Below are 17,382 nucleotides of genomic sequence, written 5' to 3'. Positions count from 1 at the left end.
TTTCGGACCCGTGCCAGCCTGCATCGCAGGAGGTGGCACGGGATGAAGATTCTCTGTCTGGGCGGCGGGCCTGCGGGCCTCTATTTCGCGATCTCGATGAAGCTGCGCGATCCGTCGCATGACGTGACAGTGCTGGAGCGCAACAATGCGGGCGACACCTTCGGATGGGGCGTGGTGCTGTCCGACGACGCCCTGTTGCGGCTGGAACGCAACGACCCGCCCTCGGCGCAGGCGATCCGCGACCACTTCATCTATTGGGACGACATCGCGGTGGTCCGCGACGGGCACCGCCAGGTCTCGGGCGGGCACGGCTTCGCCGGGATCGGGCGGCGGCAGCTGCTGATCCTGCTGCAGGAGCGCGCGCGCGAACTGGGCGTGGACCTGCAATTCCAGACCGAGTTCCAGACCGCCGAAACCTATCGCCGCGACTATGATCTGGTCGTGGCCTGCGACGGGCTGAACAGCCGCGTCCGCACTGAGTATGCGGACGTGTTCCGCCCCGACATCGACATGCGCCGCTGCAAGTTCGTCTGGCTGGGCACCAAGCAGAAATTCGACGACGCCTTCACCTTCATCTTCGAAAAGACGCCGCAGGGCTGGCTCTGGGCGCATGTCTATTCCTACGATGCCGACACTGCGACCTTCATCGTGGAATGCGCCCAAGACACCTGGGACGCGATGGGCTTCGAAGGCATGTCCAAGGAGCAGATCGTCGAGACCTGCCGCAACGTCTTCAAGGACCATCTGGGCGGGCACGAGCTGATGTCGAACGCCGCCCACCTGCGCGGCTCGGCCGTCTGGATGAACTTTCCCCGCGTCATCTGCGACCGCTGGTATCATGAGAACGTCGTGCTGATGGGCGATGCGGCGGCCACGGGGCATTTCTCGATCGGGTCGGGCACGCGGCTGGCGCTCGACAGCGCCATCGCGCTGGCCGACTATCTGCACTCCGAACCCGACCTGCCCCGCGCCTTCGAACGCTATCAGGAGGAACGGCGCGTCGAGGTGCTGCGCCTGCAATCGGCGGCCCGCAACAGCCTGGAATGGTTCGAGGAGGTCGAGCGTTACCTGGACCTGGACCCGATCCAGTTCACCTATTCCCTGCTGACCCGCAGCCAGCGCATCGGCCACGAAAACCTGCGCCTGCGCGACCCGGATTGGGTGCGCGAGGCCGAGGACTGGTTCCAACGGCAGGCCGGCGGCCAGCCGGGCCGCGCGCCGATCTTCGCGCCCTTCCGCCTGCGCGACATGGCGCTGAAGAACCGCATCGTGGTCTCGCCCATGGCGCAGTACAAGGCGCGCGAAGGCTGCCCGACCGACTGGCACCTGGTCCATTACGGCGAACGCGCCAAGGGCGGCGCGGGCCTGGTCTTCACCGAGATGACCTGCGTCAGCCCCGAAGGCCGCATCACGCCGGGCTGTCCTGGCCTCTACGCGCCCGAGCATCAGGCGGCCTGGCGGCGGATCACCGATTTCGTCCATGCCGAGACGGATGCCAGGATCTGCTGTCAGATCGGCCATTCCGGCCGCAAGGGCTCCACCCGCATCGGGTGGGAGGGGATGGACCAGCCCCTTGAGGACGGCAACTGGCCGATCATGGCGGCCTCCGCCCTGCCCTGGTCCGAGGGCAATGCCGTCCCGCAGGAGATGACCCGCGCCGACATGGAGGCGGTGACCGAACAGTTCGTGGCCGCGACCCGCATGGCCGATGCGGCGGGCTTTGACATGATCGAGCTGCATGCGGCGCATGGCTATCTGCTGTCGGGCTTCCTGTCGCCGGTGTCGAACCGGCGCACGGATGACTATGGCGGCAGCCTGGAGAACCGCCTGCGCTGGCCGCTGGAGGTCTTCGCCGCCATGCGCGCCGTCTGGCCCCAGGACAGGCCCATGTCGGTGCGCATCTCGGCCACGGACTGGACCGAGGATGGCGTGACGCCGGACGAATCGGTCGCCATCGCGCGGGCCTTCCATGCGGCGGGGGCGGATATCATCGACGTTTCGGCCGGTCAGACGACGCCCGAGGCGCGGCCCGTCTATGGGCGGATGTTCCAGACGCCGTTCTCGGACCGCATCCGCAACCAGGCGGGGCTGGCAACGATGGCGGTGGGCAACATCACCGATGCCGATCAGGCCAACGGCATCCTGATGGCGGGGCGCGCCGATCTGGTGGCCATCGGGCGGCCGCATCTGGCCGACCCCTATTGGACGCTGCATGCGGCGACGGCCCTGGGCGATCCGGCGGACTGGCCCCTGCCCTATCACGCGAGCCGCGATCAGGCGCGCCGCCTGGCCGCGAAACAGGCCGAGGAGATCCGCGCATGACCCGCATCCTGATCACCGGCGGCGGCAGCGGCACCGGCGCCGACATGGCCCGCGCCTTTGCGGCCCAAGGCCATGAGGTCGTCATCACCGGCCGCGATGCGGCGAAACTGGGGGCGGTGGCGGGGGGCCTGATCCGCGCCGTGCCGGGCGATGTCAGCGACGAGGATCAGGTCCGCGCGGTCTTTGACGCGGCCGGTCCCTGTCAGGTCGTCATCGCCAATGCGGGCATCGCCGAGGCCGCGCCCTTCGGCAAGGTCACGATGGAGCATTGGCACCGCATCATCGCGGTGAACCTGACCGGGGTGTTCCTGACCTTCCGCCAGGCGCTGGCGCAGATGGGACCGGGGGGGCGAATGATCGCCATCTGCTCGATCACCGGGGTGCGCGGGGCGGCCTATGCGGCGCCCTATGCGGCCAGCAAGCATGGGGTGATGGGCCTCGTGCGGTCGCTGGCGCTGGAGGTCGCGAAGAAGGACATCACCGTCAACGCGATCTGCCCCGGCTATCTGGATACCGAGATGACGCGGCGCAGCATCGCCAACATCATGGACAAGACCGGCCGCGACCATGATGCGGCGGTGGCCGCGCTGGCGGGCAAGAACCCGCAGGCGCGGCTGATCGCGCCCTCCGAGGTCACGGCGACCGCTTTGTGGCTGGCTTCCCCCGCGGCGGCCAGCGCGAACGGCCAGGCCATCGTCCTGGACGGGGGCGAGAGCGCATGACCGACCTGTCCAAGCGGCGGCTGAAGACCTGGATCCGCCTTCTGGGCGTGACGCGGGGGGCCGAGAACCACCTGCGCGACTATCTGCGCCGCGCGCATGGCACGACCCTGCCCCGGTTCGACGTGATGGCGGCCTTGTGGCGCAGGCGCGACGGCGTGACCATGTCCGAGCTGTCGCGCCTGCTGCTGGTGTCGAACGGCAATGCCACGGCGGTCGTCGACCGGCTGGAGGCCGATGGCCTGGTTCGCCGCGAGGCCGAGGATGGCGACCGCCGCCGCATCCGCGTGCGCCTGACGCCCGAAGGCCTGGAGGCGTTCGAGATCATGGCCTTGGGCCATGAGGCCGAGGTCGACGCGATCCTGAGCCGATTGTCCGAAACCGATCTGGAGGCGCTGCGCGACATCCTGTCCCGCGCCGGGAGGCCCGAATGAACCCCGTCCCCATGGCCGATCTGGCACCCGAGCATTTTCTGTGGGAGGTCACGGACCGCATCGCGGTGATCCGCCTGAACCGCCCCGAGCGCAAGAACCCCCTGACCTTCGACAGCTATGCCGAACTGGGCGCCTGCTTCCGGATGCTCGCCCATGCGTCGGACGTGGATGTGGTTGTGCTGGCGTCGAATGGCGGGAATTTCTGCTCGGGCGGCGACGTGCATGAGATCATCGGCCCGCTGGTCGGGATGGAGATGCCGCAGCTCTTGGCCTTCACCCGCATGACGGGGGAGTTGGTGCGCGCGATGATCCATTGCGGCAAGCCGGTGATCGCCGCGGTCGAGGGGGTCTGTGTCGGCGCGGGCGCGATCATGGCCATGGCCAGCGACCTGCGGCTGGCGGCGCCCTCGGCCAAGGCCGCGTTCCTCTTCACCAAGGTTGGGCTTGCGGGCTGCGACATGGGCGCCTGCGCGATGCTGCCGCGGATCGTGGGCCAGGGGCGGGCGGCGGAACTGCTGTATACGGGCCGCGTGCTGCGCGCCGAGGAGGGCGAGCGGTGGGGGTTCTGGAACAGCCTGCATGACGACGTCTTTGCCGCCGCGATGGAGTTGGCGCGGGCGATCGCGGCGGGGCCTGTCTGGGCGCATGGCATCACCAAGACGCAGCTGCTGCAGGAATGGACCATGGGTCTGGATCAGGCGATCGAGGCCGAGGCGCAGGCCCAGGCCATCTGCATGACGACGCGCGATTTCGAGCGGGCCTATCGGGCCTTCGTCGCCAGACAGACGCCGGTCTTCGAGGGCAACTGATTTTTTGGGTATTTGGGCAACAGAGAAGATGGACCGCAGCTTTCTGGACTGGCCGTTCCTCGAGGATCGGCATCGGGTGCTGGCCGAAGGGCTGGAGGATTGGGCGGCAGGTGCGCTGCCCGTGGATCACGGCGACGTGGACGGAGCCTGCCGGGGGCTGGTGCGGGCGTTGGGGGACGGCGGCTGGCTGGCGCATTCGGGGGGCGAGGCGCTGGACGTGCGCGCGCTGTGCCTGATCCGCGAGACGCTGGCGCGCCATGACGGGTTGGCGGATTTCGCCTTCGCCATGCAGGGGCTGGGCATGGGGGCGGTGACGCTGTTCGGCAGCGGGCCGCAGCGGGCGTGGCTGGAGCGGACGCGGGCGGGGCAGGCGATTTCGGGCTTTGCGCTGACCGAGCCTGCCTCGGGGTCGGACGTCGCGCGCCTGGCGACCACCGCGCGGCGGGACGGCGACGGGTGGGTTCTGGACGGGGAGAAGACCTATATCTCCAACGGCGGGATCGCGGATGTTTATGTGATCGTCGCGCGGACCGGAGAGGGTGAGGGCGCGCGGGGGCTGTCGGCATTTCTGCTGCAAGCGGAAACGCCGGGGCTGGAGGTGGTCGGGCGCATCGACGTGATGGCCCCCCATCCGCTGGCGCATCTGCGGCTGACCGGGGTGCGGCTGCCGGGGGAGGCGCTGATCGGGCAGCCGGGTCAGGGCTTCCGCATCGCCATGACGGTGCTGGATCATTTCCGGCCTACGGTGGGGGCCGCGGCCCTGGGCTTCGCGCGCCGGGCGCTGGACGAGGCGCTGGCGCGGGTGCGGTCGCGCCGGATCCATGGCGCGCCGATGGCCGAGCTGCAGATGGTCCAGGGGCATCTGGCCGACATGGCGCTGAAGATCGACGCCGCCGCCCTGCTGATCTATCGGGCGGCCTGGGCCAAGGACCACGGTGCGCCCCGCATCACGCGCGAGGCGGCGATGGCCAAGCTCTATGCCACCGAGGTCGCGCAGGAGGTCATCGACCAAGCCGTGCAGCTGCATGGCGGCGACGGCGTGCGCACCGGCAGCGTGGTCGAGAGCCTGTACCGCGAGATCCGCGCGTTGCGCATCTATGAGGGGGCCAGCGACGTGCAACGCGTCGTCATCGCCCGCAGCATCCTGGAGGGCGCATGACCTATTCCCGCACCATTCCCATCGAATTCTGCCACTGCGACCCGGCGGGGATCGTCTTCTATCCCCGCTATGCGGAGATGGTGAACCACATGGTGGAGAACTTCTTTCTGGAGGTCGTGGGGCATGGCTTCGGGCCGATGATGGCGGCCGGTCAGGGCATGCCCACCGTCGCGCTGGAGATGGCCTTCCGCAAGCCCGCGCGCCTTGGCGACCGGCTGGACTGGACGCTGGTGGTCGAGCATCTGGGCCGGACCAGCGCGCGCTTCCTGGTGCGCGGCGAGGACCGGGTCGAGGCGCGGACCACGGTGGTCTGGATGGACCGCGACTTCACCCCGTCCCCCTGGCCGGACGCCATGCGACAGACACTGGAGGCGCATCATGCATGAACCCCTGCATCCGGCGACGTGGAAGCGCGCCTCGGGCTATTCCAACGGGGTGATGGCGCGGGGGCGGATGATCTTTACCGGCGGGCTGGTGGGCTGGGACGCGGATCAGGTCTTTCAGACCGACGATTTCGCGGGACAGGTCCGGCAGGTGCTGGAGAACATCGTGGCGGTCCTGGCCGAGGGCGGCGCGGGGCCCGAGCATCTGGTGCGGCTGACCTGGTATGTCACCGACAAGCACGAATATCTGGGCGCGCTGCGCGATGTGGGGGCGGCCTATCGCGACGTGATCGGGCGGCATTACCCGGCCATGGCGCTGGTGCAGGTCGTGGCGCTGGTCGAGGACCGCGCCAAGGTCGAGATCGAGGCCACCGCCGTGGTGCCGGAATAGGGGGACGTCATGCTGGGACCAAGCGGGCACGAGGACAGCTTCACGCGCGACAACCTGCCCCCGCCGGAGGCCTGGCCGCGGATCGACCTGTCCGGATACGACTATCCCGACTGGCTGAACGCGGGGGCGGAGCTGACCGACCGCATGGTCGATCGCGGCTTTGGCGACCGGGTGGCGCTGGTCGGCAACGGGCGGGCCCGGACCTACAAGGAGCTGTCGGACTGGACCAACCGGCTGGCCCATGCGCTGGTCGCGGATTACGGGCTGCGGCCGGGCAACAGGGTGCTGATCCGGTCGGCCAACAACCCCGCGACGGTCGCCTGCTGGCTGGCCGCGACCAAGGCGGGGGCGGTGGTGGTGAACACCATGCCCATGCTGCGCGCCAAGGAGCTGTCCCAGATCATCGACAAGGCGCGGGTGACCCATGCGCTGTGCGACACGCGGCTGATGGATGAGCTGGTGGCGGCGGCCAGGGGTTCGACGCTGACGACGGTCGTTGGCTTCGACGGCACCGCGAACCATGACGCGGAGCTGGACCGCGCGGCGCTGACCAAGCCCGTGCGCTTCGAGGCGGTGCGGACCGGGCGCGATGACGTGGCGCTGCTGGGGATGACCTCGGGGTCGACGGGCGAGCCCAAGGCCACGATGCATTTCCACCGCGACCTCTTGATCATCGCCGACGGCTATGCGCGCGAGGTGCTGGGGGTGACGCCCGACGATGTCTTCGTGGGGTCGCCGCCCTTGGCGTTCACCTTCGGGCTGGGCGGGCTGGCGGTGTTTCCGCTGCGCTTTGGGGCCAGCGCGGTGCTGTTGGAGGATGCCTCGCCCCCGAACATGATCGAGATCATCGAACGCCACCGCGCCACGATCTGCGTGACCGCGCCCACGGCGTACCGGGTGATGCTGCGCGCGATGGATCAGGGGGCGGACCTGTCCAGCCTGCGCGTGGCGATTAGCGCCGGAGAGACCCTGCCCGCCCCCATCTGGCAGGATTGGCACGACCGCACGGGCAAGCCGATGCTGGACGGGATCGGCGCGACCGAGATGCTGCACATCTTCCTGACCAACCGGCTGGATGACAGCCATCCGGGCTGCACCGGGCGGCCGGTGCAGGGATACCGCGCCCGGATCGTAGACGATGCGGGACAGGAGGTGCCGCGCGGAGAGATGGGGCGGTTGGCAGTAATCGGGCCCACGGGCTGCCGCTATCTGAACGATGCACGGCAGGCGGAGTATGTGCAGGGCGGCTGGAACCTGACCGGCGACACCTTCTGGCAGGACGATGACGGGCGGTTCCATTTCGCGGCGCGCTGCGACGACATCATCGTGTCGGCGGGCTACAACATTGCGGGGCCGGATGTGGAGGCCGCGCTGCTGGCGCATCCCGACGTGCTGGAATGCGCGGTGATCGGCGCGCCGGACGTCGAACGCGGCCAGATCGTCGAGGCGCATGTGGTGCTGGCCCCCGGCGTCGCGCCCGATACCGCGACCGCGGAGCGGTTGCAGCGTCATGTGAAGGATGCGATCGCGCCCTTCAAATATCCCCGCCGGGTGGTCTTCTGCGAGGCCCTGCCCAAGACCCAGACCGGCAAGATCCAGAGGTTCAGGCTGAAGCAATGAGTATCGACCCTGCACAGGAAGGCGCGCGCATGTCCTTCGACGGGCGCATGTCCTATGGCGATTACCTGGGGCTGGACCGGCTGTTGACGGCACAGCACCCGCTGTCGGATGCGCATGACGAGATGCTGTTCATCATCCAGCACCAGACCTCCGAGCTGTGGATGAAGCTGGCGCTGCTGGAGATGGGGGCGGCGCGCGAGCGGATCGCCGAGGGCGATCTGCGCCCGGCGTTCAAGATGCTGACCCGCGTGGCGCGGATCATGGAGCAGCTGAATTCGGCCTGGGACGTGCTGCGCACCATGACGCCGTCGGAATATTCGACCTTTCGCCCCGCGCTGGCCGAAAGCAGCGGGTTTCAGTCGCATCAATACCGGATGATCGAATTCGTCGCGGGCAACCGCAACATGGCGATGATCGCGCCCCATGCGCATCGGCCCGACCTGGCGGATGCGCTGCGGGCCGAGGCCGCGCGACCGTCGCTCTATGACGAGGTTCTGGGGCGGCTGCGGGCGGCGGGGTTCGACGTGGCGGCGCGCCCGGCGCTGGACGCACCCCATGCGCCGGATGCGGCGGCGCGGGCGGCCTGGGCCGAGGTCTATCGCGATCCGGGGCGGTATTGGGAGCTCTATGAGCTGGCCGAAAAGCTGGTCGATTTCGAGGATTATTTCCGCCGCTGGCGGTTCAATCATGTGACGACGGTGGAGCGGATCATCGGCTTCAAGCGCGGATCGGGGGGCACCTCGGGGGTGACCTATCTGCGGCGGATGCTGGACGTGGTGCTGTTCCCGGACCTGTGGGAGCTGCGGACCGCGCTGTGAGGAAGGGGGCGGACGGCCGCGCCTGACCGGCCCTGACGGGCCGGGGTCGCGGCCGTCGGTGGCGCCCGGACCTGCGGTCCGGGCGCGGTCGCCCTGTCCCTTCAGGCGTCGGGGGCGTGATAGGCGTAGCGGCCTGCCGCGGTGAAGCCCAGGCCCGCATAGACGGCCTGCGCGGGGCCGTTCGCCTCGGCCACGGCCAGGGCGATGCGCGTGGCGCCGTGATCGCGGGCCCAGAAGGCGGCCTGGCGCATCATCCAGCCGGCCAGGCCTTGGCGGCGATAGGCGGGCAGGACCTCGACGGCATGGATCATCGCGACGGGGCCGTGGATGGCCACGAAGCCCGCCCCGGCGGCCCGGTCGCGGATGCGGCCCAGCAGCGCGGCCTTGGGGTGGGGCGCGCTGTCGAACACGACCTGACGGGCGGGGGTGATGCCGCCCGCGGCCCAGATCTGGCGCTGGATCGCCAAGGGCGGCCAGATGGCGAAAGCGGTGACGGGCGGCAGGGCGCGGTCGGTCAGCGCCTCCATCGGCGCCTCCATGACCATGGTGGGGGTATGGGCGCGCATGCCGCGGGCGCGAAGGGCGCCGATCAGCGCGGCATCGTCGCCCCAGACCCGGAACAGCGGCGGCTGGCCCCATGCGGCATGCTGCGCGCAGGCGGCGTCGATATCGGCATCCGTCCACGGCCCGACCGCCACGGCCGAGCTGACACGCTCGCCCGCCCCCGCGCCGCGCCCGACCAAGAAGCCGCCGCAGCGGATGGTCTGCGATGCGGGCCAGGTCGCCTCGAAGGCCGCGGCCAGGGCGGGGTCGGGCCTCACAGCCCGATGCGCGTGCGCAGCGCGGCCATGGCCTGATCGACGCGGGCGGCATCAAGGCCCCGCACGACCAGGTTCGTGCCCCAGCCCGTATCGTCGCGGAAGGGATAGGATCCAAGCGACAGGTCGGCATAATCGGCGGCGATGGCCTTCAGATCCTCGGCCACCTCGCTTTCGCCGCGGCGCACCTCGACGGTCAGCGACCGGACCGGGCGGCCCACGGGCAGCTGCGGGATCAGCCAGGCGACCATGGCGCGGAAGACCTCGGGGACGCCCGCCATCACATGGGTCGCGCCAATGGAAAAGCCGGGCGCGGCCGAGACGGCATTGTCGATCAGCGTGGCACCCACGGGGATGCGGGCCATGCGCAGGCGGTTCTCGTTCAGTTCGACCCCCATGCGGTCGCAGCGGTCGGCCAGCAGGGCGCGGGCGGTGGCGTGGACCTCGACCGTGGTGCCATGGGCTGCGGCCACGGCATCGGCGGTGATGTCGTCATGGGTGGGCCCGATCCCGCCCGAGGTGAACAGCAGATCGCAGCTGCCCCCCAAGGTCCCGTCCAGCGCCCGGATCGCCCCCACGATATGGTCGTGATCGTCCGAGACGACGCGGATCTCGCGCAGGTCGATGCCGGTGGCGGTCAGCACCTGGGCCAGGTGATGGGCGTTTCCCTCGCGGGTGCGGCCCGACAGGATCTCGTCGCCGATGACCAGGATGGCGGCTGTGGGGTTGTCGGACTGCATGGGGCTCTCCCTTGGGTGTGGCGCCTCATCTATGCCCGCCGGCGGGGCTGGAACAAGTGGGCGCGCGCCTCTATCTAGGGCGGCAGACAGAAAGGATCAGCGATGGACGAAGGCCGTATCACGAAAGAGGGCATCCGCCTGCACATGCCGGGCGATTTCGCCGGAATGCGAGCGGCCGGGGCCGTGGCGGCGCGGATCCTGGACGAGGTGGGACCGATGGTCGCGCCCGGCGTCACGACCGGCGCGCTGGACGATTTCATCCGCGACCGGGTGGCCGAACTGGGCGCGACCTCGGCCACGATCGGCTATCGCGGATATCAGCATGCCAGCTGCATCAGCGTCAACCACGTGGTCTGCCACGGCATCCCGGGCGACAAGGTGCTGAAGGATGGCGACATCCTGAACATTGACGTGACGGTGATCGTGGATGGTTGGTTCGGCGATACCAGCCGCATGTATGTCGCGGGCCGCGCGCCGCTCAAGGCGCAGCGCCTGCTGCAGGTGACCCATGACGCGCTGATGAAGGGGATCGAGGCCGTGCGCCCCGGCGCGACCTTCGGCGATATCGGCGCCGCGATCCAGACCTATGCCGAGGATCGGCGCATGTCGGTGGTGCGCGACTTCTGCGGCCACGGCATCGGGCGGGTGTTCCACGCGCCGCCGAACGTCCTGCATTTCGGCCGCCCCGGAAAGGGCGCCGTGCTGGAGGAGGGCATGTTCTTCACCATCGAGCCGATGATCAACCTCGGCCGCCCGGAAACCAAGGTCCTGGCCGATGACTGGACGGCGGTGACGCGGGACAAGTCGCTGTCGGCCCAGTTCGAACATTCGATCGGCGTGACCGCCGACGGATGCGAGATCTTCACCCCCTCGGACCGGTTCTTCCCCGACCTGTCCTGACAGGGACCGGCGCCCGGGGGGGCCGGGGGGTGGGAACCCCCCGGCCGTCGCGGGACGCAATTCAGGCGTGGCCGGCCTCGCCCGACAGCAGGGACGGGTCGATCCCTTGAATGCGCAGCGCGCGCTGCCACTTGTCGTCATGGCTGGCATCGAAGATCAGCTCATCCGCGCCCTCGCCCGTCAGCCAGCCATTGGCCAGCATCTCGCCCTCCAGCTGGCCCGGCCCCCATCCGGCATAGCCCAGGGCCAGCACCGCCGGGTCGGGCCCCTGCCCCTGGGCCAGCTCCATCAGGATGTCGCGGGTCGTGGTCATCGCCAGGGCCTGGCCGATGCGCAGCCGCCCCTCCGGGTCCTCGCCATGGGCGGCGACGCGGTGCAGCACAAATCCGCGCCCCGGCTCGACCGGGCCGCCGAAGCGCACCTCGATCCGGCGCGCGTCATCCGCCGCCTCGATGCCCAGCTGGTCCAGCAGCTCGTCAAAGCCGATCTCGGGCAGGGGCCGGTTCAGCACCAGGCCCATCGCCCCCTCGTCGGAATGGGCGCAGACCAGCACGACCGACCGCTCGAACCGGGGGTCGGCCATGCCGGGCATGGCGATCAGGATCTTGCCGGTCAGGTTCTGCGGGGGGCCGTCCAGTCCGGTCTGCGGGGTGGGTGTCATCGTCGCTCCTTTTCTGAAAAGATCGTGTGCCGGGGGCCATGTTGCAAGCCTTGCGCGGATTTGTGACTTCCCCCCCGGCGGCGCCCCCCGCTATGGCTGGGCCATGACCCATCCGAACCGCCTCTCCGCGCCCCTGATCGCCGCCCTGATCCTGCCCTTGCCCGCGCTGGCCGATCTGCCGCCGGGGCTGGCCTCGGCGCGGCTGCTGCCGGGCTGGACCGGTGATGACGGCGGGCGCATCGCCGCGCTGGAGCTGGTGCTGGAGCCCGGCTGGAAGACCTATTGGCGCAGCCCCGGCGATACCGGCCTGCCGCCGCATTTCGCGTGGGAGGGGTCGGCGAACCTGGATCACGCCCGGCTGCACTGGCCCGCCCCGCAGGCGATCCGGTCCGGCGCGGTGCTGGAGATGGGCTATCACGACCGCCTGGTCCTGCCCTTCACCGCCCTGCCCGCCGATCCCGACCAGCCCATCGACCTGGCGCTGCAGGTCAGCCTGGGGCTGTGCGAATCCATCTGCGTGCCCGCCCATCTGGACCTCGTCGCCCCGCCCCCGGCCCCGCAGCCCGACCCCGCCATCCTGGAGGCCCTGGCCTTGGAGCCGCAGCGGCTGGAGGATGGGCCCGCCTGCACCATCGCCCCCATCGCCGACGGGATGCAGGTCACCATGACCCTGCCCGTCCCCCAGGTGACGCTGGCCGCGATCGAGCTGGACGACCGCCCCGAGATCTGGGTCTCGGGCGCGGAGATCCATCCCGGCCCGGACGGTCCGGTGGCCCGGGTGGACATGGTTGGCCCCGAAGGCGGCCCCTTCGATCTGGACCCGCAGGCCCTGCGGCTGACGGTGATCGCCGAGGACGGGGCCACGGAACAGTCAGGCTGCGCGGACTGAACGTCCCAGGATCAGCCCCGCCACGACCAGGATCGCCGCCAGCAGGGCGGCGAAGACCGCCAGCGCCGCCCCCGCCGATGCCGCCACCGGCAGCCATGCGGGCAGCGCCAGCCCCATCGCCGGGGCCAGCGTCACCGGCCCCATCACGACCAGCATCGCCACCCCCGCGGCCAAGGCCACCCCCTGCATCGGACGACGGATGCGCCCCTTGCGCAGGCTGCGGCGAAAGGCCCGGCGCGCCCGGCCCAGATCCGACCCCACCGCCAGCACGGCGGGCACCACGATCAGCACCAGCACCATCCCGAAGGCCAGCCCGAAGGCCAGCGTCACCACCGTCGGCATCAGGAACAGCGCCTGCGACGACCGTTCATAGAGCAGCGGCGTCAGCCCCAGCACCGTCGTCGCCGTGGTCAGCAGCACCGGCCGGAACCGGTCGGCCACCGCATCCATGATCGCCGGGCGCAGCCCGCGCGTGCGGGCATAATCATCCACGGTCGAGATCAGCACGATGGAATCGTTGATGATGATCCCCGACATGCCGATCAGGCCGACGACGGAAAACAGGCTCATCGGCAGGCCCCAGGCCGCATGGCCCCAGACCGCCCCGATGATGCCGAAGGGGATGACCGACATCACCACCAAGGGCCGCGACCAGCTGGCGAAGATCCAGGCCAGCACCATGTAGATCCCGGTCAGGGCCAGCGCGAAGCCCGTCAGCGCCTCGCCCAGGAATTCGCGTTCCTGCTGGGCGAGGCCCGTCTCCTCATAGGTGATGCCGAATTCGGCGGCGATCTGGGGCAGCAGGCGGGTCTGCAGATCGGCGGTGATCGCCGCCGCCCGCGCCGGATCATCGCCCGATATGTCGCCGGTGACCGTGATCACCCGCTCGCCGTTCTCGCGCCGCACGACCGAGAACCCGGCCTCGGACGACACGGTCACGATATCGGCCAAGGGCACCCAGGTGCCGGACGGGCTGCGCATCAGCATCCGGTCCAGGAAATCGTCGCGGCGGTCATCCTCGTCCAGGCGGACGGTGACGGCGCCGGTGCGGGGGCCTTCGGGCCAGGTCGCGGCCTCGATCCCGCCCAACCGCTGGCGCAGGTCGCGGGCCAGCGCGTCGGTGGTGAAGCCCAGGGCCTCGCCTTGGGGCGTCAGGCGCAGGGCCTGTTCGTCCTTGTCGTAATCCAGGCTGTCCTCCAGCGCCGAGACCTCGGGCGCCTCGGCCAGCCGGGCCTTCAGCGCCTCGGCGGCGGCCTTCAGCTGCTGCGCCCCCGCCCCCGACATCCGGACCGAGATCGCATCGCCCCCCGGCCCCGACCGCCCCCCACGAAAGCTGACCGTCTCCAGCCGCGGATCGGCGGGCATCGCCTCCTGCAGGGCCGACACGAATTCAAAGCTGGAATAGGGGCGGAAATCCGGGTCGATCAGCTCGATCTGGATGGCGCCCAGCAGGTCGGCATCCTTGGTCTCGGCCCCCGGCAGGGGGCGCCCGGCATTGCCGCCGACCTGGGCCAGGACATGGGTCACCGGGTTGATGCCGTATTCGTCCTGGTATCGCGCGGCGACGCCCGCCACGGCGTCCTGGACCAGCCCCATAACGCGCAGCGTATCCGCGCGGTCCGCACCCTCCAGCATGGCGACATTGCCGGTCACGCTGCCCTGTTCGGGCGCGTCGAAGAACCGCCACGGCACCGCCCCCGTCATCAGCTGGACCGAGGCCCATGAAAACGCCACCATCAGCAGCGCCAGCACCGGATAGCGCGCGACCAGCACCAGCCGCGTCAGCGGCCGCAGCACGCGCGCCACGAAGCGGTCCAGCATCCGGTTCACCACGATCGAGGGCCGGTCATACCAGGCATCCCGCGCCCGATGCGCCAAGGCATGGGCCATGTGATTGGGCAGGATCAGGAAACATTCCACCAGCGAGGCCGCCAGCACCAGGATCACCGTCAGCGGGATGTCGGCCACCATCGTGCCGAAGCGCCCGCCGATCAGGACCAGCCCGCCGAAGGCGATGATCGTGGTCAGGGTCGATGCGATGACCGGGGATGCCATGCGGGCGGCGGCGCGCTCGGCGGCGACCTTGGGGGGCTCGCCCAGCTTGCGGGCGCGGAAATCGGCGTGTTCGCCCACCACGATCGCGTCGTCGACGATGATCCCCAAGGTCAGGATCAGCGCGAACAGCGAGATCATGTTCAGCGTCATCCCCGCCGCATACATCAGCGCCACCGCCGCCAGCAGCGCCGCCGGGATCCCCGCCGCGACCCAGATCGCCGTGCGCGCGTTCAGGAACAGGAACAGCAGCCCCACCACCAGCGCCAGCCCCAGGATCGCATTGTCCAGAAGCAGCGCCAGCCGGGCCGAGATCTGTTCGGCCCGCGTGCGCACCAGTTCCGCCGTGACCCCCTGCGGCAGCGAGGGCGTCATCTGGGCCACCGCCTCCTCGACCTCGCGCTGCAGGCCGATCGCATCGCCCGAGGCGCTGCGCTGGACGGATATCACCAGCGCCGGGTCGGTGCCGCTGAAATAGGCCACGCCCCGGTCGATGCCTGTATCGCTGATCCGCGCCACGTCTGACAGGGTCAGCAGGCTGCCATCGGGCTGGGCGCGCAGGACCAGCGCGCCGATCTCGGCCGGGCTGCGGGCCTGGCCGCCGGTCCGCACGCGCGAGGTGCCGGAGGCCACGTCCCCCGCCGGGATCGGGGCCGAGGCCGCCGCGATGACCTGTGCGATCTGGTCCAGCGTCACGTCATGGCGCACCATATCGGCCATGCCCAGCTCCACCAGCGTCTCAGGGGCGGCCATGCCCGCCACCGACAGCCGCGTGACGCCGCGGGCGTAAAGCCTGTTGGTCAGATCATCCGCGATCCGCCCCAGCTGGTCCAGGCCCACCGGCCCCGCGATCACCACATCGGCCACCTGGTCGCGCCAGGCGCGGCGGCTGACCTCGGGCGTCTCGGCCCCGTCGGGCAGGTTGCCCGCGCCCGCGACGGCGGTCTCGACCTCGCCCACGGCGCGGGACATGTCCCAGCCCGGCTCGAATTCCAAGGTGATGCGCGCCGATCCCTGGCTGGCCTGGCTGGAGGTCAGGGCCACCCCCTCGACCCCCATCAGCGCGGGTTCCAGCACCGCCACGACCGAGCGGTCCACGTCATCCGCCCCCGCCCCGTCCCACCGGACCGAGACCTGGATCTGCTGGATCACCGTGTCGGGAAAGAACTGGGCGCGCAGCCGCGGCGCGGCGTAAAGCCCCGCCACCACCATCACCGCCAGCACCAGATTGGCCAGCGTCGCATGCCGCACGAAAAGCGACAGGATCCCCCGCCGATCAGCCATGATCGGGGCCCGCAGGCGCGGCGACCGTCTCGGCCCGCGGGGCGGTGCCGGTCGCGGCCTCGTCCTGGCCGATCTCGCGGATGCGGATGCCGGTGCCCAGCTGGGGCGCGCGTTCGGCCACGATCCGCGCGCCGTCCAGTGCGTCGGAGACGCGGATGATCACCTGATCGCCCTGACGGCGCAGCACCTGCGCGGGCAGCGCGGTCAGGCGGCCCTCGGCATCGGCGGCCAGCACGGTGCCGTCCGATCCCACCGCCGTCGCGGGCAGCATCGCCACCCCCTCCAACGGCGGTTCGGGAATGGCCAGGCTGACGAAATCGCCCGGGCGCAGCAGCGCGCCGCCATCGGTGATCGCGCCATAGACGACACGGCCCGCGCCCCCTTCGGCCACCGATGCGGCGGCCCGGTCCAGCCGGGCGCCGACCTGCATCACCCCGCCCGCGCCGGGCAGCATCACCCGGATATCCTGGGCGATCAGCGCGCCCGCATCGTCCAGCAGGCGCGCGAACTGGTCCAGCGACAGGGGGATCTGGACCTCCAGCGCGGCGGGATCGACGATGGTGGCCAGTTGTTCGTTCACGCCGACCAGCGCGCCCTCGACCACGGTGACGCCGGTGACGCGGCCGTCGAAGCCCGCGCGAATCTCGGTATCGGTCAGGGCGCGGCGGGCCTCGGCCAGGGCGATCTCGGCCCGGCGCAGGGCGTTCTCGGCGGCGGTGACGGCGCTTTCGGCATCCGCGCGGGCGGCGCGGCTGGCGATCAGGGTCTGCTGGGCCGATGAAGCGGCCAGCTCGGCCGTCTCGCGGTCCAGCGTGGTGCCCAGGCCCCGGTCGCCCAGCTGGTTCTGGCGGTCCAGCGCGGCCTCGCGCAGCTGGGCCTGGCGTTCGGCGGCGGCCACGTCCTGATCGGCGATGTCCACCCGCCGCACCGCATCGCGCAGCGTGCCTTGGGCATCGTCGCGTTCGGCCTGGCGGCTGTCCAGCGCGGCCTGGGCCGCCGCCGGGTCGATCCGTGCCAGCAGCTGGCCCGCGACGACGGTGCCGCCCTCCTGCAGGGCGGGGTCCAGCTGGACGATCCGCCCGGCCGCGCCCGCCCGCAGCTGCAATTCGCGCCGCGACCGGACCTGGCCGAAGACCTGCAATTCGGGCCGGATCACGTCGGCCTGGACCGCGACCAGCCGCGCGGCATAGACCTGTTCGCCCGCGGGCCGGGCGCGGCCCGCGCCCTCGCCGCGCCCCTGCATCGCCTGGACGAGCTGGAACCCCGCCAGAAACAGCAGGGCCAATGTCAGGAAGGTCAGGAACAGCCCCAGCAGGCTGCGGGTCAGAAAGCGCATGGCATCAGGTCCATCTTGGGATGGCCGGCTTAGACCATGATGGGGAA

The 17,382-nt window shown here is 70.4% G+C and carries 16 protein-coding genes; 11 read left to right on the top strand and 5 right to left on the bottom strand.

All coding sequences use genetic code 11. The features are described 5' to 3' along the window. The first annotated feature begins 42 nt into the window (after positions 1 to 42). The 9 genes from JHW48_RS01715 to JHW48_RS01675 are packed head-to-tail and all read left to right on the top strand — an operon-like array spanning position 43 to position 8,655. On the top strand, positions 43 to 2,322 hold the full coding sequence (locus JHW48_RS01715) for a bifunctional salicylyl-CoA 5-hydroxylase/oxidoreductase (RefSeq protein WP_119887084.1): 2,280 nt from the start codon (positions 43 to 45) through the stop codon (positions 2,320 to 2,322). After that, the gene (locus tag JHW48_RS01710; RefSeq protein WP_119887083.1) at positions 2,319 to 3,044 is read left to right on the top strand and encodes an SDR family NAD(P)-dependent oxidoreductase; all 726 of its coding nucleotides are present in this window, start codon (positions 2,319 to 2,321) and stop codon (positions 3,042 to 3,044) included. The genes JHW48_RS01715 and JHW48_RS01710 overlap by 4 nt, the downstream gene beginning before the upstream one ends. Beyond that, positions 3,041 to 3,475, top strand: coding sequence for a MarR family winged helix-turn-helix transcriptional regulator (locus tag JHW48_RS01705; RefSeq protein ID WP_119887082.1), 435 nt, complete (start codon positions 3,041 to 3,043; stop codon positions 3,473 to 3,475). Before JHW48_RS01710 ends, JHW48_RS01705 begins: the two co-directional genes overlap by 4 nt. After that, positions 3,472 to 4,284, top strand: coding sequence for an enoyl-CoA hydratase family protein (locus JHW48_RS01700; protein ID WP_119887081.1), 813 nt, complete (start codon positions 3,472 to 3,474; stop codon positions 4,282 to 4,284). The genes JHW48_RS01705 and JHW48_RS01700 overlap by 4 nt, the downstream gene beginning before the upstream one ends. Positions 4,285 to 4,312: 28 nt before the next feature. After that, a complete protein-coding gene (locus JHW48_RS01695; protein WP_119887080.1) occupies positions 4,313 to 5,443 on the top strand; it encodes an acyl-CoA dehydrogenase family protein in 1,131 nt (376 codons plus the stop codon). Continuing rightward, on the top strand, positions 5,440 to 5,829 hold the full coding sequence (locus JHW48_RS01690) for an acyl-CoA thioesterase (RefSeq protein ID WP_119887079.1): 390 nt from the start codon (positions 5,440 to 5,442) through the stop codon (positions 5,827 to 5,829). Before JHW48_RS01695 ends, JHW48_RS01690 begins: the two co-directional genes overlap by 4 nt. Then, complete coding sequence (locus JHW48_RS01685) at positions 5,822 to 6,217, top strand: RidA family protein (protein ID WP_119887078.1); 396 nt, start codon at positions 5,822 to 5,824, stop codon at positions 6,215 to 6,217. Before JHW48_RS01690 ends, JHW48_RS01685 begins: the two co-directional genes overlap by 8 nt. A gap of 9 nt (positions 6,218 to 6,226) precedes the next feature. Next, positions 6,227 to 7,837: an AMP-binding protein gene (locus tag JHW48_RS01680; RefSeq protein ID WP_119887077.1), complete on the top strand. Its 1,611-nt coding sequence runs from the start codon at positions 6,227 to 6,229 to the stop codon at positions 7,835 to 7,837. After that, positions 7,834 to 8,655 (top strand): tryptophan 2,3-dioxygenase, encoded by an 822-nt coding sequence (locus tag JHW48_RS01675; protein WP_119887076.1) that lies wholly within the window; start codon positions 7,834 to 7,836, stop codon positions 8,653 to 8,655. The genes JHW48_RS01680 and JHW48_RS01675 overlap by 4 nt, the downstream gene beginning before the upstream one ends. A gap of 101 nt (positions 8,656 to 8,756) precedes the next feature. Here the strand turns inward: JHW48_RS01675 and JHW48_RS01670 are convergent, their stop codons facing one another. Beyond that, positions 8,757 to 9,476 (bottom strand): GNAT family N-acetyltransferase, encoded by a 720-nt coding sequence (locus JHW48_RS01670; protein ID WP_119887075.1) that lies wholly within the window; start codon positions 9,474 to 9,476, stop codon positions 8,757 to 8,759. Further along, the gene (locus JHW48_RS01665) at positions 9,473 to 10,213 is read right to left on the bottom strand and encodes a competence/damage-inducible protein A (RefSeq protein WP_119887074.1); all 741 of its coding nucleotides are present in this window, start codon (positions 10,211 to 10,213) and stop codon (positions 9,473 to 9,475) included. Before JHW48_RS01665 ends, JHW48_RS01670 begins: the two co-directional genes overlap by 4 nt. A gap of 102 nt (positions 10,214 to 10,315) precedes the next feature. On the opposite strand from JHW48_RS01665, the gene map reads away from it, so the two are divergent. Next, a complete protein-coding gene (gene map / locus JHW48_RS01660) occupies positions 10,316 to 11,113 on the top strand; it encodes a type I methionyl aminopeptidase (RefSeq protein ID WP_119887073.1) in 798 nt (265 codons plus the stop codon). A gap of 61 nt (positions 11,114 to 11,174) precedes the next feature. Here map and JHW48_RS01655 read toward each other — a convergent pair whose 3' ends face one another. After that, complete coding sequence (locus JHW48_RS01655; protein WP_119887072.1) at positions 11,175 to 11,774, bottom strand: YqgE/AlgH family protein; 600 nt, start codon at positions 11,772 to 11,774, stop codon at positions 11,175 to 11,177. A 103-nt stretch (positions 11,775 to 11,877) separates the two neighbouring features. Between JHW48_RS01655 and JHW48_RS01650 the strand changes: the two genes are divergently transcribed. Next, entirely contained in the window at positions 11,878 to 12,663 is a 786-nt protein-coding gene (locus JHW48_RS01650) for a protein-disulfide reductase DsbD domain-containing protein (RefSeq protein ID WP_272835705.1), read from the top strand. On the opposite strand, the gene JHW48_RS01645 is transcribed toward JHW48_RS01650, so the two are convergent. Next, positions 12,646 to 15,999 (bottom strand): efflux RND transporter permease subunit, encoded by a 3,354-nt coding sequence (locus JHW48_RS01645; RefSeq protein ID WP_272835704.1) that lies wholly within the window; start codon positions 15,997 to 15,999, stop codon positions 12,646 to 12,648. The genes JHW48_RS01650 and JHW48_RS01645 overlap by 18 nt on opposite strands. Further along, positions 15,992 to 17,335, bottom strand: coding sequence for an efflux RND transporter periplasmic adaptor subunit (locus JHW48_RS01640; protein WP_119887868.1), 1,344 nt, complete (start codon positions 17,333 to 17,335; stop codon positions 15,992 to 15,994). The genes JHW48_RS01645 and JHW48_RS01640 overlap by 8 nt, the downstream gene beginning before the upstream one ends. Positions 17,336 to 17,382 lie beyond the last annotated feature (47 nt).

Origin of the sequence: Paracoccus aestuarii (assembly GCF_028553885.1) — a bacterium.
Lineage (GTDB): Bacteria > Pseudomonadota > Alphaproteobacteria > Rhodobacterales > Rhodobacteraceae > Paracoccus > Paracoccus aestuarii.
Note: the sequence above shows the minus strand (reverse complement) of the source record. Positions and strands in the feature narration are given on the sequence as shown.

What these genes read in the sequence shown, in the direction of transcription:
- JHW48_RS01645 (WP_272835704.1), bottom strand. Translation starts at nt 15,999, where the DNA reads ATGGCTGATCGGCGGGGGATCCTGTCGCTTTTCGTGCGGCATGCGACG.
- JHW48_RS01695 (WP_119887080.1), top strand. Translation starts at nt 4,313, where the DNA reads ATGGACCGCAGCTTTCTGGACTGGCCGTTCCTCGAGGATCGGCATCGG.
- JHW48_RS01705 (WP_119887082.1), top strand. Translation starts at nt 3,041, where the DNA reads ATGACCGACCTGTCCAAGCGGCGGCTGAAGACCTGGATCCGCCTTCTG.
- JHW48_RS01700 (WP_119887081.1), top strand. Translation starts at nt 3,472, where the DNA reads ATGAACCCCGTCCCCATGGCCGATCTGGCACCCGAGCATTTTCTGTGG.
- JHW48_RS01650 (WP_272835705.1), top strand. Translation starts at nt 11,878, where the DNA reads ATGACCCATCCGAACCGCCTCTCCGCGCCCCTGATCGCCGCCCTGATC.
- JHW48_RS01640 (WP_119887868.1), bottom strand. Translation starts at nt 17,335, where the DNA reads ATGCGCTTTCTGACCCGCAGCCTGCTGGGGCTGTTCCTGACCTTCCTG.
- map (WP_119887073.1), top strand. Translation starts at nt 10,316, where the DNA reads ATGGACGAAGGCCGTATCACGAAAGAGGGCATCCGCCTGCACATGCCG.
- JHW48_RS01655 (WP_119887072.1), bottom strand. Translation starts at nt 11,774, where the DNA reads ATGACACCCACCCCGCAGACCGGACTGGACGGCCCCCCGCAGAACCTG.
- JHW48_RS01680 (WP_119887077.1), top strand. Translation starts at nt 6,227, where the DNA reads ATGCTGGGACCAAGCGGGCACGAGGACAGCTTCACGCGCGACAACCTG.
- JHW48_RS01715 (WP_119887084.1), top strand. Translation starts at nt 43, where the DNA reads ATGAAGATTCTCTGTCTGGGCGGCGGGCCTGCGGGCCTCTATTTCGCG.
- JHW48_RS01690 (WP_119887079.1), top strand. Translation starts at nt 5,440, where the DNA reads ATGACCTATTCCCGCACCATTCCCATCGAATTCTGCCACTGCGACCCG.
- JHW48_RS01685 (WP_119887078.1), top strand. Translation starts at nt 5,822, where the DNA reads ATGCATGAACCCCTGCATCCGGCGACGTGGAAGCGCGCCTCGGGCTAT.
- JHW48_RS01665 (WP_119887074.1), bottom strand. Translation starts at nt 10,213, where the DNA reads ATGCAGTCCGACAACCCCACAGCCGCCATCCTGGTCATCGGCGACGAG.
- JHW48_RS01710 (WP_119887083.1), top strand. Translation starts at nt 2,319, where the DNA reads ATGACCCGCATCCTGATCACCGGCGGCGGCAGCGGCACCGGCGCCGAC.
- JHW48_RS01675 (WP_119887076.1), top strand. Translation starts at nt 7,834, where the DNA reads ATGAGTATCGACCCTGCACAGGAAGGCGCGCGCATGTCCTTCGACGGG.